We start from the raw sequence: 14727 nt of genomic DNA on the forward strand, positions 1-14727 counted from the left end.
GCTGATCTCGTCCAGATACCAGCCGATATAGCACAGTTCGTTATGTTCCATAGGGTCGATCCGACCCGGCACGAAGAAGCGCGAAGCCACCTCCGCGGGCGGTGTGTTGGAGGATTGCCTCGTCTTCGTCGGTCGTCACCTTCCGGCCCGCTCGGCAATTGTAATCCCAAAAAATCATAGGGATCGAAGCGGCTCGATAAATTCTTCTCTTCTACTCAAGAAATTAAGAAGGACAGGATTCACGAATGTGGACTGCTGCGTTAACCTTTCAATTGTGAATTGATTCGCGGCAATACTGCTAACCTTCCGGCGAGGCTGCTTTGAGCGAACAAAGTCATGCCATTGAAGAGAGTCACTCGATCGAGCACTGGGCGATGAACCGCGCCCATCAGATCGTTGTCCACCAGGGAATGAGCCTGGTGGAGGCGGCTCAGTGCCTGGACTATAAACGGACCAACGCCAATACCTATGCGCTGCGCCAGGCAATCATGGATTGCCTCGTCGAAGCGTTGACGCGAGGGGCGAAGGCAGCGGTGACGCGAGCGGGGAATAATCCAATCACTGAAAGTTGAAGGGCGGCCTGCGGCCGGGAGTCGCCCTCGAACCAACCTGTGTTACAGTTTCATCACGACGAGACGCAGTGATTGGATCGCCTATGCTTACAACACTCGCGATGCTGATGGGCCTCTCTGCCGCAGCCGGCCCGATGATCGCGCAGGCGGGAGGCGGCGAGGTGGATGTCGAGCTGGTTCTCGCAGTCGATACGTCCCGTTCCATGGACTACGAGGAGGTCCGCATCCAGCGCGAGGGTTATGTCGCGGCGCTCAAGCACAGGGAATTCATCGACGCGGTGAAGACCGGGCTCATCGGGAAGATCGCCATCAGCTATTTCGAATGGGCAGGCGACGTGGTGCCCGATTCCGTCATTGACTGGCAGGTGATCGAGAACGAGCAGGACGCGATCGATTTCGCCAACAAGCTGGAGGCACGGCCGATCAATTCCCAGCGCCGAACTTCGATTTCCGCGGCGATCGTACAAGGTGCCACGATGCTCGTCGCCAACTCCTATAGCGGCACGCGGCAGGTCATCGATGTTTCCGGCGACGGTCCGAACAATGCCGGCAATCCCGTTGTGCCGGCCCGCGACAAGGCGGTGGAGGCCGGCCTCATCGTCAATGGCTTGGCGATCATGCTGCGCCCTTCGGGAGCGCAGGGCGGGCTCGACAAATACTACGCCGATTGCGTGATCGGTGGTCCCGGCTCTTTCGTGCTGCCGGTTCACAAGATCGAAGATTTCGCGGTCGCCGTGCGCCGCAAACTGGTCATGGAGATCAGCAGCCTTACGCCGCCTGCAACCGTGCAGAAGACCGCCGGCACCCAACCGGCGACTGACTGCCTGGTGGGGGAAAGGCAGTGGCAGGATCTCTTCGACCGCTGAGTCATTCCGCAAGCTCTCACATTACCCTGATCAGATCGGACTTGCCCTCCCGGTTCGATGGCCGAGCGGGAACATTTCGGCAGGCCTGCGAGTTTCTGTCCGCTTGTCGGATGGAGGAAAGCGGAGTTGAGTGGCGTGGCAGCGGCGCCTGGCGGCGGCACAGGCGAATTCCACCATTTCCTGGTCGGTCTCGGCCGCGGCGCCGCTGGCGCCATGCTGTTCGGCATACCCATGCTGATGACCATGGAACTCTGGCACCTCGGCTTCTATATCGAGCGATATCGCCTGCTGTTGCTTCTGATCGTCAATATCCCGCTTCTCGTGATACTGGCCGATCGCATCGGCTTCGAGCGAACCTCCACATGGAGGGAGGCTTTCCGCGATGCAGCAATCGCTTATGGGCTCGGCATCGTCATGAGCGCCACAATCCTCGTTCTGCTCGGCGACATCAAGCTGCATATGCCGTTCTCGGAAATGCTCGGCAAGACCGCCATCCAGTCAGTACCCGCGAGTATCGGCGCTCTGCTCGGTCGCTCCCAGCTCGGCGGCCAGGCAGGCGAGAACGGCGACAGCGATAAGGATGATCCGAAAGGAGAAGAAGCAGATCAGGGAAAAGAGGGCAATGCGGTGCCGAATGAGCTCTCCATCAGCTACAGTCGGGAGCTTTTCCTCATGGCGGTCGGTGCGCTCTTCCTCAGCCTCAATGTCGCGCCGACGGAGGAAATCATCCTGATCGCCTACAAGATGACGCCCTGGCATGCGCTTGCGACGATCGTCGTATCGATCGCCATCATGCACGGCTTCGTCTACGCGGTTGCCTTCAAGGGCACACACGAAATGCCGGGTGAAACGCCCCGATGGCACGCCTTCTTCCGCTTCACCCTGCCGGGTTACTTGGTCGCGATGCTGATCAGCCTCTACGTTCTGTGGACATTCGGGCGGCTGGATGACAGCGCGCCGACGCAGATGCTCATATCCGCGATCGTGCTCTCCTTCCCGGGCGCTATCGGGGCGGCCGCTGCCCGCCTCATCTTGTGACGAGTGAACCGATGACGATCACCGCTCATGGACGCCACACCGAAACGCAGGAACCCCATTGGATCGAATGGGCGACCGGCATGATCTCCGCACTGGTTGTGCTTGCGATGATCACATGGGTGGGTTGGGAAGCACTGAGGAAGGACGGTCTGCCGCCGGAATTCTCGATTGCAGTGACCCGACGAACGCCGGTCGAAGGGGGGTATCGGGTCGAATTCGAGATCACCAACAAGGCAACCGCGACGGCTGCCGCGGTTGTGGTACGCGGCGAAATCCTCGATGGCGGCGACATGATCGAGGATGCGGATGTGACCTTCGATTACGTACCGGCGGAATCGAATGCCTCCGGCGCAATCCTGTTCTCGCAGGATCCGGGCGCACGGGAGGTCAGGGTCCGGGCGATAGGCTATACGGATCCGTAGGAGGAGCAGGATACTTCCCTTCAACAAAGGCCGGAACGACTTAGTACGGCAAGCCGACATAGTTCTCGGCGAGCGCAGTGGAAGCAGCCTTGGAACTGACGAGATAATCGAGCTCCGTCTCCTGTATCTTCTGGCCGAATTCGCCGGTATCGGGGAAACGGTGCAGCATCGTGGTCATAGACCAGGAGAAGCGCACGGCGCGCCAGACCCGCTTCAGCGCCCGCTCCGAATAGGCGTCGATTCCGGCTAAGGATTTATCCGCGTAGTAGCCCAGCAGGCCGTCGAAGAGGTAGTAGACGTCGCTCGCCGCGAGGTTCAGGCCCTTGGCGCCGGTCGGTGGCACGATATGAGCCGCGTCACCGACAAGGAACAGCTTGCCGAAGCGCATCGGTTCGGCGACGAAGGATCTGAGCGGCGCGATGGACTTTTCGAAGGAGGGGCCGGTCACCATGTTTTCGGCATGCTCGGCAGGCAGCCGGCGGCGCAATTCGTCATAGAAGCGGTCGTCGGACCAGTCTTCGATCTTCTCGTCCAGCGCACACTGGATATAGTAGCGGCTGCGGGTATGGGAGCGCATTGAACAGAGCGCGAAGCCGCGGGGATGGTTGGCATAGATCAGCTCGTGGCTGACCGGCGGCACCTCGGCGAGAATGCCGAGCCACCCGAAGGGATAGATCCGCTCGTAGGTCCTCAGCGCGCTCTCCGGTACCGATTTCCGGCTCACGCCGTGATACCCGTCGCACCCGGCGATGAAGTCGCAGTCGATCCGGTGGGTGACGCCGTCCTTCTCGTAGGTGACGTAGGGGCCGGCCCCGTCGAAATCGTGCGGCGTGACGTTGGTTGCCTCATAGACCGAACTGCCGCCGGAAGCCTCGCGTTTGTCCATCAGGTCATGGGTAAGCTCCGTCTGACCATAGACCATGACACGTCTTCCGGTCAGCCCGAAAAGGTCGATGCGGTGGTCGCGGCCGTCGAAAGCGAGCGAGAAGCCGTCATGCGGCAAACCTTCCCTGTGCATGCGTTCGCCAGCCCCGGCGCGATCGAGCATGTCGACCATGCCTTCTTCCAGCACACCGGCACGCACGCGGCCGAGAATGTAATCCTTGCTGACGCGATCGAGGATAATGTTGTCGATGCCGGCATTTGTAAGCAGTTGACCGAGCAGCAGGCCGGCCGGACCGGAACCGATAATGGCGACTTGGGTGCGCATGAAATCCTCCCGAATTCTTGTTCCTTGATAAGCGCACGATCAGGGTCCCGGACAATGGACATTTCACGCAATCTATAGGACAAAACGAACATTGCCCTATTGGAGGCCACGATGCTTGCGCCGGTCCCGACTTACGATCTCTATGGCGAGAACCGCACAAGGCGGCCCGATTTCTGGCTGCATTGCGAAACGATCGCTTCGCGCAGCAGCGCGCACCAGTGGGAAATCGGCCGCCATCGCCACGAGAGCTTCCAGCAATTCCTGTACATTCGGAACGGATCTGGCGATGCAATCCTCAGCGCCTCGACCGTCACGCTCGTTCCCCCCTGCGTCGTTGCCGTACCGCCGGGCGTCAGCCACGGCTTCCGCTTCTCCCGCGACATCGACGGAATGGTGATCACTCTGGTCGCAGAGCGGTTGCGGCTGACGGCCGGACTTGCCAAACGGCCCGGCGACTGGCTGTCGACCCCTAGGATGATCCCGCTGCCGGCTGGCCAGGACGCAGGCTATCTCAACGAGACTTTCTCACGCCTCTTTGCCGAATTCGAGGCACAGCGCGCGAGCCGCAACGATCTCGTCGAAGCCTATCTGACGGCGGCGATCCTCATCCTCGGCCGGCTGGCCGGCGCCGATAGCAGTGGCGCTGCGGGCGACGTCAATCTCGCACGCGTCGAGGCGCTGAAGGACCTGATCGGCCGGCATTTCCGTGATCAGCTTCCGGCGGAGGCCTATGCGAAACTCCTGAACCTTTCCCCGACGCATCTGAACCGCGTGGTGCGTGAGGTGACCGGCATGAGCGTTCACGATCTCATCATGGCGCGCGTGGTCGACGAGGCCCGCCGCGCGCTCGTCTTCACCACGGCGAGCGTTCAGGCGATCGCCGATGGACTCGGCTTTTCCGACGCGGCCTATTTCTCCCGCTGCTTCAGGAAACGCACCGGCCAGACACCACGCCAATATCGCGAAGCGGAGCGCGCAAGCCTGCGGCAGGTGGAGAGCCCGGTTGAATAAGCTCACATTCCACGCGCGCCTGTGACAATTTGTGTGCTGCAACACGGGATCATTCTTCCGCCACATGCGTTGCCCATCGCTAGCTGGCCGGCTCGACCGAATCGCGATGGCCGGACCGCGAATAATTGAAGGAGTACAGGGATGAAGAGATTTACTGCCGTGGCGCTTGCCGCCCTTCCGGTTCTGACGAGCGCGGGAACGGCCTTTTCGGCCGACGTGATTTCCCGTCGGGACCAGGTTCCGGTCTATGAAGAGCCCGACCAGCGCGGCGGTGTGCGCATAGGCTATCTCGATTGCTCGATCGGCGGCGGTGTCGGTTATGTCCTTGGCTCCGCCAAGGAAGCCGATTGCGTCTTCACCTCTGCGATCGGCAGCGAACCGCTTGACCACTATACCGGAGTCGTCCGCAAGATGGGCGTCGACCTTGGTTTCACGACGCGCTCGCGCCTGATCTGGGCTGTCTTCGCCCCGACCGCCGGTTACCATCATGGTTCGCTCGGCGGTCTCTACCAGGGTGCCACAGCGGAAGCGACCGTCGGTGCGGGCATCGGTGCCAATATTCTCGTCGGCGGCACCTCGGGCTCCATTCACCTGCAGACGGTGAGCGTCACCGGCCAGCTTGGCCTGAACGTCGCCGCCACCGGAACGTCGGTGACTTTGACACCGGCAAGCTGAAGCTTGCAGGGACGCCGCTCTCCCTGAAAGGGGAGGACGGCGGGATATCCTGATAGGCGGAGGCCTTGCGTCATGCCGGTCACATTCATACCTTAGATAAGGTACGGTTCGGCCCTGCAGGCCCTTATGGGTTTCGGGGTCGTCTTTCGCCCATCAGGAATTGCATCATGGATATCGAGAAAATTTTGCGGTCGGTCGTGGCCGTGCGCGCATCAATTCCGGATAATGCCTTCACGGCAAATACGCTCGGCACCCGTCGGGAAGGAAACGGCGTCGTGATCCGCGACAACGGACTGGTGCTGACGATCGGCTATCTCATCACCGAGGCCGAGGAGGTCTGGTTGACGCGTCGTGACGGGCGCGTGGTGCCCGCCCATGCGCTCGCCTACGACCAGGAAAGCGGTTTTGGCCTCGTGCAGGCGCTTAGCCCGCTTGACCTTCCGGCGCTGGAAATGGGCGATTCCGACAGCGCCCAGGTCGGCGACCCGATCGTCTTTGCCGATGGTGAGGGTGAATATGTCCGCGGCAATATCGTCGCCAAGCAGGAATTCGCCGGCTACTGGGAATATCTTCTCGATGAAGCGATCTTCATCGCACCTGCGCATCCCTCCTGGGGCGGCGCAGCGTTGATCGATGCGGAAGGCAAGCTCATCGGCATCGGATCGCTGCGCCTGCAGATGAGCAAAGGCGGCGAAGTCGCCGACATCAACATGGCCGTGCCGATCAACCTGCTTCGTCCGATCCTCGACGATGTGCTGAACCGCGGCGAAATCAACAGGCCGCCGCGACCCTGGCTCGGAGCCTTCTCAGCCGAGAGCAATGGCGAGGTCATCGTCATGAGCGTTACCGAGAACGGACCGGCCGCAAAGGCGGGATTGAAGCGCGGCGACGTGATTTCGGAGATCCGCGACGGTGAAGTCGACGGACTTGCCGACTTCTACCGAAAGGTCTGGGAAAGCGGCCCTCCGGGATCGGAAATCCCCATGCGCATCCTGCGCGACGGCCGTGAAGCCTGGCTGCGGGTAAAGTCTGCGGACCGCAACGATTTTCTGCACAAGCCACAATTGCAGTAGCTGCTTGAGGCACGTCACCCTTTCTCGCGTGTGGCTTGCCCTGCCACAAGGAACAGGTACCTACCTCACCAATATTGCCCGGAAATCGTTGACATTCGTGCCGGTTGGGCCGGTGGAAAACAGGTCGTCGATGGCGGAGAAACCGGAAAAGCTGTCATTGCCGTCGAGCAGCTTTCTGCCGTCCAGGCCCGCAATCCGCAGGCGACGCGCGCTCGTGCCGTCGGCAAAGGCGCCCGCATTGGTCTCCGATCCATCGATCCCGTCCGTATCGGCCGCAAGCGCCGTGATGTGGTGACCGTCGATCGCCAGCGCAAAGGCCAGGGCAAATTCGCCATTGCGGCCGCCCTTGCCCCCTTTGCTCCTGAGCGTAACCGTCGTCTCGCCGCCGGAAAGCAGCACGGCAGGCTTGGCGAAGGGCCGGTCGCGCAGCGCCACCTCGCGGGCGAGCGCCGCATGCACCAGCGCCACATCGCGGGATTCGCCTTCGACGGAATCGGAAAGAATGTGAGGCGTGACGCCGTGGGAGCGGGCGACCGCTGCCGCTGCTTCCAGCGATACGCCGGCAGACGCGATGACATAATGTTCGTGCCGGGCAAAGACCGGATCATCCGGCTTCGGAGCGTCGGCCGCCGGCGAGTTCAGATGTGCGATCATTTTTTCCGACAGCATCAGCCGATACTGCTCGATAATCGCCAGCGCTTCCTGCCTCGTCGTGGCATCCGGAATGGTCGGACCCGACGCGACGAAGGCCGGATTGTCACCCGGAATATCCGAGACGATCAGGCTGACGACGCGGGCCTTCGTGGCTGCGGCGAGACGGCCGCCCTTGATGGTTGAAAGGTGTTTTCTGACCACGTTCATTGCGGAGATTGGCGCACCGGAGGCAAGCAGCGCCTCGTTGAGGGTGATCTCATCTTCAAGCGTCAAGCCTTCCGGCGGCGCGGGCAGCAGGGCCGACCCGCCGCCGCAGATCAGCGCGATGACGAGATCATTCTCGGAAAGGCCCGAGATCGCCCCGACAAGCCGCTTCGCACCGGCAAGGCCTGCCGCATCGGGCACAGGGTGCGAGGCTTCGAGGATCTCGATCGACTTCGTTTCGCAGCCATAGCCGTAGCGGGTCACGACGACGCCGGAGAGCGGGCCTGGCCATACGCTCTCGAGGGCAGCAGCCATTTGTGCCGCTCCCTTGCCGGCGCCGATGACGACGGTGCGACCGCTTTTCGGCGGGGAGGGCAGGTATTTTCTGATGCCGGTCAGGGGATCGGCGGCCTTCACCGCAGCGTCAAACAGCGCCTCCAGCAACTCCCGATCCTTCATCGCCTCTTTTCTCCTCTTTTCATCGCTCGGCCTTTTCGATCACGGTGGTTGACAGCCGTCAACCAGGCTTGATCGCCATGAGCCTTTCCGCCCGGAACAAAGCAGGTGGGTGTCGGTTGTCCTCAAGGCTCATCGAACGAAAGGAGCGAAGCATGACCGAGCATTTGAAGGAAGCAGGTTATTCCGGCCAGATCGATATCGGCGGCAGCCGGTCGCCCGTAACCTACAAGCTCAAGGCCTGCAGGGAGGATGACGGGGCTTTCCATGTCGCGGTGAGTCTGACGACGTCGCGCGACTGGCTGCTGAAACACGGCTTCCGCCGGCAGGCGACGCTGGTTCGTCAAGGCGGATACCAGATGCCGGTGCATTTCGAGGAGACGCTGAATGTGGCCGACAATATCTCCGTCACGCTTCGCGCCGACGATGCGGTGATTGCATCGATGGACGAACTGAAGAGGAAATTCCCCGAACTGCAGGCGGGCTGAGGTCGCACCTAGCGCCCCGGCATGATCTCCACAGCCGCCTGGCGGATCGTCTGCATGAGGATGGAAAGCGGTGCCGAAGGATTGGAATCGGCCCGTATGGTGAGGCCGACCGGTCCGCGGGTCTCGCTGGTATCGATCGGTAGTGTCGCGAGCGTGCCGTCAGCGACGTCCCCTGCGACGACGCCCGCCGAAATGATCCAGACCGCTTCGCTTGAGCGCACGAAAACCCTGCCGAAAGCATCGGAGATTGTTTCCACCTGGACGGGCAGGGTGGCAACGCCATTGGCAATGAGGAACTGTTCCACGGACGGCCGGATGATCGAGCCACGCGTCGGCATCAGCACCGGATAATCCGCCAGGCCCTCGAAGATCGAACGCCTTCCGTCGAGCAGGGGATGGCCAGGCCGGACGATGAAGACCACCTGCTCGGAATAGAGATGCTCGAAGGAAAGGCCTGCCATCTTTTCCGGCGAAGCCAGACGTCCGACGACCAGATCGAGATCTCCCACCCTGAGTTGCTCCATCAAAACGGCATTATCGCCCGTTACGATCTTCACTCGGCTGCCTGTTTTTTCCGCGAGGAACAGCGTCATGGCTCGCGGCATGATCCGGGTGGAGACGGTGGGCAGGGCGCCGATGCGTACAGGCGGTGCGGAATCGAAGAGTTCCTGCGAAACGGAATCCATGCCCTGTCTGAGTGCCGTCAGAGCCGCGCCCGCATGCCGCAGGAAGACTTCACCGTAGCGAGTAATGCGGATGCCGCGCCCCTCGCGCTCGAAAACGGCGACACCCAGTGCCTCTTCCAGTTCGCGGATCGTCTTGGTCACAGCGGGCTGACTGACATTGAGGATTTCGGCCGCCCTGACGACGCTCTTCTGTCGGGCGACCTCGATGAATGTATACAGGTGTCGAAACTTGATTCGCGAATTGATCAAAATCAAATAACCTTGCGGTTAAGGAAACATGCTATAAATATCATTTTACTTAACCGAAAACTAGTGCAATCTATCAACGTGAGAGGAGGCGCAGATGCAATTTGTACACATTAATGACATTGCTATCCATTATGACATTCTGCGTGCGGGTGATGATAGGCCAGTCATCGTCTTCATCAATTCGCTCGGAACCGACAGCCGCATCTGGCATCACGTGCTGCCGAAGCTGGCTGAGGACTATACAATCCTCACTTATGACAAGCGCGGCCATGGTCTTTCCGGACTCGGCAACCCCCCGTATTCGATTGCCGATCATGCGGCCGATCTTGCCGGTCTGCTCGATCACCTGCAATTGTCGCAGGTCGTCGTGTGCGGCCTTTCGGTGGGCGGACTGATCGCCCAGGGTCTGTATGCCGCCCGGCCGGACCTCGTGAAGGCGCTGGTGCTTTCCAACACGGCGCACAAGATCGGTACCGCCGAAATGTGGGCGGCGCGTATCGCCACCGTCGAGGAAAAAGGCATCGGCAGCATTCTCGACGCGATCATGGAGCGCTGGTTTACCGAACCCTTCCGCAAGCCGGAGAATGCCGCCTACCAGGGCTATTGTCACATGCTGGTGCGCCAGCCGACCTTCGGCTACAGCGGCACCTGCGCGGCGATCCGCGATGCAGATTTTACCGAAGCCGCAAGCAAGATCACCGTGCCGGTGCTCTGCATCGTCGGCCGCGAGGACGGTTCGACACCGCCGGAGGTCGTCAAGTCGCTTGCCGATCTGATTCCCGGCTCCCGCTACGAGATCATCGAGGGAGCGGCGCATATTCCGTGCGTTGAAACACCTGCCGCCCACGCCGCGCTGATCCGCGGCTTCATTGAACAACTGGATAAGGAATGAATATGGCCGAGACTTCTACGCCGTCGGAACGCTATGCGCAGGGCATGAAGACGCGCCGCTCCGTGCTCGGCGATGCTTATGTCGACCGTGCCCAGGCAAACAGGACGCCGTTCGACCAGCCGTTTCAGGAGCTCATCACCGAAAGCGCTTGGGGTACCGTCTGGTCGCGCCCGCACTGGACCAAGCGCGAACGTTCCATGGTGACGATCGCGCTGCTTGCAGCGCTGGGCCATTATGACGAGGTCGCCATGCATATCCGCGCAACCGCCAATACCGGTGCGACAAAAGACGATATCTGCGAGGCCCTGATGCATGTGGCAATTTATGCCGGCGTTCCGGCCGCCAATCATGCCTTCAAGATTGCAAAAGCCACTTACGCTGAAATGGACGCGGAAAAGGCCGCGGGAGAGAGAAGATGAAAAACGCACCGCCTGAAACGACACCTTTCTTCCCTCGTGACAGGGAATGGCATCCACCGGCATTCACACCGGGTTACAAGACTTCCGTGTTACGCTCGCCGCAACGCGCGCTGATTTCGCTGGAAGGCACCAAGAGCGAGGTCACCGGTCCGGTCTTCGGCCACAACATCCTTGGCGAGTTCGACAACGACCTGATCGTCAACTACGCCAAGCCCGGCGAAATGGCGATCGGTGAACGCATCCTCGTCTACGGTCGCGTGCTGGATGAACGGGGCGTCGGTATTCCCGGCGCGCTGGTGGAGTTCTGGCAGGCGAACGCCGGCGGGCGTTACCGCCACAAGAAGGAAACCTACCTCGCACCGCTCGACCCGAACTTCGGCGGCTGCGGCCGCACCATCACCGACGAGAACGGCGGCTACGTCTTCAAGACGATCAAGCCCGGCCCCTATCCGTGGCCGAACGGCGTCAACGACTGGCGCCCGGCGCATATCCACTTCTCGGTCTTCGGCCACGGCTTTGCCCAGCGTCTGATCACCCAGATGTATTTCGAAGGCGACCCAATGATCTGGATTTGTCCCATCGTGAAGACGATCCCGGACGAGAACGCCATCAAGGGCCTGATCGCAGCCCTAGACATGAACAACACAATTCCTCATGACATGAGAGCTTACAAGTTCGACATCATCTTGCGCGGCCGTCGCTCGACATTCTTCGAGAACCGCAAGGAAGGTAACTGATCCATGGTCCAGCCGCTCACCTACTTCAAGGAATCTGCATCCCAGACGGCAGGTCCGTACGTTCACATCGGCTGTACGCCGAACTTTTCCGGCATCACCGGTGTCTACGAGACCGATCTCGGCTCCGGTCCGATGGTCAACGACAAGACCCGCGGCGAACGCATCACCATTCGCGGTTTCGTCTATGACGGCGCCATGACGCCGCTCAAGGACGCGTTGATCGAGATCTGGCAGGCGGACGCTGACGGCTTCTACAACAGCCCCTCGGAGACGCGCGGCAAGGCCGATCCGAATTTCCTCGGCTGGGCTCGCTGCCCTGGCGACATGCAGACCGGGGAATTCGTGTTCGAGACGATCAAGCCCGGCCGCGTGCCGTTCCGTGACGGGCGGCTGATGGCGCCGCACGTGACCTTCTGGATCGTCGCCCGCGGCATCAATCTCGGTCTCAACACGCGCATGTATTTCTCCGACGAGGAGCAAGCCAATGCCGAAGACCCGATCCTGTCGCGCATCGAGCACCGCGTCCGCGTGCCCACCCTGATCGGCAAGCGTGAAGGCGATACCGTCACCTTCAACATCTATCTTCAGGGTGAAAACGAGACCATATTCTTCGACATCTGAGATCGAAGAATCAGGGGCCCGTATGAGCGTTTCGGCTTTCGAACACCCGTTCCTGTCCGGTCTCGTTGGTGACGACGAGACCGGAAAGCTGTTTTCGGCGGAAGCCGAGATCAAAGCCATGCTTGCCTTCGAGGCGGCGCTCGCCAAGGCGGAGGCGGGTGCCGGCGTCATTCCCATGGATGCGGTGGAGCGCATCTTAACTGTCTGCGGCTCATTCAAGCCGGACATGGCAGGGCTTCACAAAGGTACCGGCCGGGATGGCATCGTTGTCGCCGAGTTCGTCAAGCAGCTCCGCGCGGCCGTCGGCGGCGAGGCGGCACAATATGTGCACTTCGGCGCAACCAGCCAGGATGTTATCGATACGGCACTGGTAATCCGGCTAAAGAGAGTCTGCGGCCTGTTCGATCAACGCCTTTCGGCTCTCGAAAAGGCCTTCGTGGCTCTCGATCGCAATTTCGGCGCCCGCACCCTGATGGGCCATACCCGCATGCAGGCGGCAATCCCGATCACCGTTTCCGATCGCATCCGGCCGTGGTGCGTACCGCTCATCCGCCATCGGCAGCGGCTGGATGCCTTTTCCGAGCACGGTTTTGCTGTGCAGTTCGGCGGCGCGGCCGGCACGCTTGATAAACTGGGCACCAAGGCGGCTGACGTGCGAAAGTCGCTCGCAAGGGAACTATCTCTTGCCGATGCTCCGCAATGGCAGAGCCAACGGGATCGCCTGGCGGAATTCGCCGGAATCCTGGCATTGATCTCCGGCTCGCTCGGCAAGTTCGGCCAGGACGTGGCGCTGCTCGCCGAAATGGGCGGCGAGATGGAGCTTGCCGGCGGTGGTGGCTCCTCCGCCATGGCGCACAAGCAGAATCCGGTTGCGGCCGAGGTGCTGGTCTCGCTTGCCCGCTTCAATGCGGTGCAGCTTTCCGGCATGCAGCAGGCCATGGTGCACGAACAGGAGCGCTCAGGCGCCGCCTGGACCCTCGAATGGCTGATCTTGCCGCCGATGGTGATGGCAACGGGTGCGTCGCTGCGTCTTGCGGCAGAACTTGTCGATAACATACGCTCCCTCGGAAAGGGTTGAGGCTGCGGCGACACGGTTGTAAGCACCTGCATCAATAACTTTTCATGACTGACGTGCCTCGTGTTATTCTGGGTCGCCGTTAGGGCAAGCCGGCATCCTGGCGTTGCGGCACCTGTCAAACGCAGTCGAGGATGAGGTTTTAGGGAGGGCTTTATGAAGAGACTCATCATGACCGCATTCGCGGTCGCCATTTTATCGAGTGCCGCATATGCCGATACGATCAAGATCGGCATCATCGGTCCGTTCTCGGGGCCTTTTGCGTTGCAAGGCAAGAACTTCAAGGCGGGTATCGATGCCTGGCTCGCCGTCAATGGCAACGAGATCGGCGGCAACGATATCCAGATCGTCTATCGCGACGTGCCTCAGGCCGATCCGGCGCAGTCGAAATCGCTGGCACAGGAACTCATCGTGCGCGAGGGCGTGCAGTATCTCGCCGGCTTTTACTTCACCCCTGACGCCATGGCCGCAACGCCGCTGCTACAGCAGGGCAACGTGCCGATGGTCGTGATGAATGCCGCGACGTCCGCGATCGTTACCGCGAGCCCCTATGTGGTGCGGACGTCCTTCACCATGTGGCAGAACACGACGCCGATCGCGAAAGTGGCGAAGGACCAGGGCGTCACGAAGGTCATCACGCTGGTTTCCGACTACGGCCCCGGCATCGACGCGGAAAACGCCTTCAAGACCGCCTTCGAGAAGGAAGGTGGCAAGGTGGTCGAAGCGATCCGCATGCCGCTTTCCACCAACGATTTCGCACCGCTGATGCAGCGCGTGAAGGATTCGGGCGCCGAAGCGCTCTTCAGCTTCCTGCCGTCCGGCCCGCCGACGCTTGCCTTCGTCAAGGCCTATAACGACAACGGCCTGAAGGCGGCCGGCATCAAGTTCTTCGCGACCGGCGACCTGACGCCCGAATCCGACCTGCCGGCGCTCGGCGACGCAGCCCTCGGGCTGACGACGACCTATCACTATTCCGTGTCGCATGACTCGCCGGAGAACAAGGCATTCGTCGCGGCAGCCGAGAAGGCGATCGGCAACCCCGCAGAGCTTACCTTCCCGGCGGTCGGCGCTTATGACGGCATGTATGTTATCTCCAGGATGATCGAAGCGACCGGCGGCAAGAAAGACGCCAAGAAGGCCATCGAAGCGGTGAAGGGCCTTGCCTGGACAAGCCCGCGCGGGCCAGTCGCCATCGACCCGGAAAGCCGCCATATCACGCAGAACGTGTACCTGCGTGAAGTCGCCAGGGACGAGAGCGGCAAATACATCAACAAGGAAATTCAGACGTTCGAGAAACAGGGCGATCCAGGCCTGGCTTTCGTGAAGAAGTAAGTTTGATTTCCAGCTCATTGCCCCACATCCGGCTGCCGCCACCTTCT

17 protein-coding genes are annotated in these 14727 nt (G+C 61.0%); 14 read left to right on the forward strand and 3 right to left on the reverse strand.

The annotated features are described in order from the left end of the window. Positions 1 to 374 precede the first annotated feature (374 nt). From JL39_RS00755 to JL39_RS00770, 4 genes are all read left to right on the forward strand, one after another. Positions 375 to 572: a hypothetical protein gene (locus JL39_RS00755; protein ID WP_037145974.1), complete on the forward strand. Its 198-nt coding sequence runs from the start codon at positions 375 to 377 to the stop codon at positions 570 to 572. 83 nt (positions 573 to 655) lie between these two features. Continuing rightward, positions 656 to 1438 (forward strand): DUF1194 domain-containing protein, encoded by a 783-nt coding sequence (locus JL39_RS00760; protein WP_037145264.1) that lies wholly within the window; start codon positions 656 to 658, stop codon positions 1436 to 1438. 126 nt (positions 1439 to 1564) lie between these two features. Then, positions 1565 to 2476 (forward strand): TIGR02587 family membrane protein, encoded by a 912-nt coding sequence (locus tag JL39_RS00765; protein ID WP_227705697.1) that lies wholly within the window; start codon positions 1565 to 1567, stop codon positions 2474 to 2476. Positions 2477 to 2487: 11 nt separating this feature from the next. Beyond that, positions 2488 to 2898 carry a TIGR02588 family protein gene (locus JL39_RS00770; RefSeq protein WP_037145266.1) on the forward strand — a complete coding sequence of 137 codons (411 nt, stop codon included), beginning with the start codon at positions 2488 to 2490 and terminating at the stop codon, positions 2896 to 2898. A gap of 40 nt (positions 2899 to 2938) precedes the next feature. On the opposite strand, the gene pobA is transcribed toward JL39_RS00770, so the two are convergent. Beyond that, entirely contained in the window at positions 2939 to 4108 is a 1170-nt protein-coding gene (gene pobA, locus JL39_RS00775) for a 4-hydroxybenzoate 3-monooxygenase (protein ID WP_037145268.1), read from the reverse strand. Positions 4109 to 4219: 111 nt separating this feature from the next. On the opposite strand from pobA, the gene JL39_RS00780 reads away from it, so the two are divergent. The 3 genes from JL39_RS00780 (at position 4220) to JL39_RS00790 (ending at position 6867) form a co-directional block, all read left to right on the forward strand. Beyond that, a complete protein-coding gene (locus tag JL39_RS00780; protein WP_037145270.1) occupies positions 4220 to 5119 on the forward strand; it encodes a helix-turn-helix domain-containing protein in 900 nt (299 codons plus the stop codon). A 141-nt stretch (positions 5120 to 5260) separates the two neighbouring features. Next, a complete protein-coding gene (locus tag JL39_RS00785) occupies positions 5261 to 5794 on the forward strand; it encodes a DUF992 domain-containing protein (RefSeq protein WP_037145272.1) in 534 nt (177 codons plus the stop codon). A gap of 167 nt (positions 5795 to 5961) precedes the next feature. After that, on the forward strand, positions 5962 to 6867 hold the full coding sequence (locus JL39_RS00790) for a S1C family serine protease (protein WP_037145274.1): 906 nt from the start codon (positions 5962 to 5964) through the stop codon (positions 6865 to 6867). Positions 6868 to 6927: 60 nt separating this feature from the next. On the opposite strand, the gene JL39_RS00795 is transcribed toward JL39_RS00790, so the two are convergent. Continuing rightward, entirely contained in the window at positions 6928 to 8184 is a 1257-nt protein-coding gene (locus JL39_RS00795; protein ID WP_037145275.1) for a glycerate kinase, read from the reverse strand. A 152-nt stretch (positions 8185 to 8336) separates the two neighbouring features. Between JL39_RS00795 and JL39_RS00800 the strand changes: the two genes are divergently transcribed. After that, positions 8337 to 8669, forward strand: coding sequence for a hypothetical protein (locus JL39_RS00800; protein ID WP_037145277.1), 333 nt, complete (start codon positions 8337 to 8339; stop codon positions 8667 to 8669). Positions 8670 to 8677: 8 nt separating this feature from the next. Here the strand turns inward: JL39_RS00800 and pcaQ are convergent, their stop codons facing one another. Then, positions 8678 to 9604, reverse strand: coding sequence for a pca operon transcription factor PcaQ (pcaQ, locus tag JL39_RS00805; protein WP_037145978.1), 927 nt, complete (start codon positions 9602 to 9604; stop codon positions 8678 to 8680). Between the two features lie 94 nt (positions 9605 to 9698). Here pcaQ and pcaD point away from each other — a divergent pair, with 94 nt between their 5' ends. The 6 genes from pcaD (at position 9699) to JL39_RS00835 (ending at position 14680) form a co-directional block, all read left to right on the forward strand. After that, entirely contained in the window at positions 9699 to 10496 is a 798-nt protein-coding gene (pcaD, locus tag JL39_RS00810; RefSeq protein WP_037145278.1) for a 3-oxoadipate enol-lactonase, read from the forward strand. 2 nt (positions 10497 to 10498) lie between these two features. Then, positions 10499 to 10915: a 4-carboxymuconolactone decarboxylase gene (pcaC, locus tag JL39_RS00815; RefSeq protein ID WP_037145980.1), complete on the forward strand. Its 417-nt coding sequence runs from the start codon at positions 10499 to 10501 to the stop codon at positions 10913 to 10915. Beyond that, a complete protein-coding gene (gene pcaH / locus JL39_RS00820; protein WP_037145280.1) occupies positions 10912 to 11652 on the forward strand; it encodes a protocatechuate 3,4-dioxygenase subunit beta in 741 nt (246 codons plus the stop codon). Before pcaC ends, pcaH begins: the two co-directional genes overlap by 4 nt. A gap of 3 nt (positions 11653 to 11655) precedes the next feature. Next, on the forward strand, positions 11656 to 12273 hold the full coding sequence (pcaG, locus tag JL39_RS00825) for a protocatechuate 3,4-dioxygenase subunit alpha (RefSeq protein ID WP_037145282.1): 618 nt from the start codon (positions 11656 to 11658) through the stop codon (positions 12271 to 12273). A 22-nt stretch (positions 12274 to 12295) separates the two neighbouring features. Then, complete coding sequence (locus JL39_RS00830; protein WP_037145283.1) at positions 12296 to 13351, forward strand: 3-carboxy-cis,cis-muconate cycloisomerase; 1056 nt, start codon at positions 12296 to 12298, stop codon at positions 13349 to 13351. A 153-nt stretch (positions 13352 to 13504) separates the two neighbouring features. Continuing rightward, positions 13505 to 14680: an ABC transporter substrate-binding protein gene (locus JL39_RS00835; protein ID WP_037145285.1), complete on the forward strand. Its 1176-nt coding sequence runs from the start codon at positions 13505 to 13507 to the stop codon at positions 14678 to 14680. The last annotated feature ends 47 nt before the right edge of the window (positions 14681 to 14727 follow it).

This window comes from Rhizobium sp. YS-1r, assembly GCF_000757525.1.
GTDB lineage: Bacteria > Pseudomonadota > Alphaproteobacteria > Rhizobiales > Rhizobiaceae > Neorhizobium > Neorhizobium petrolearium.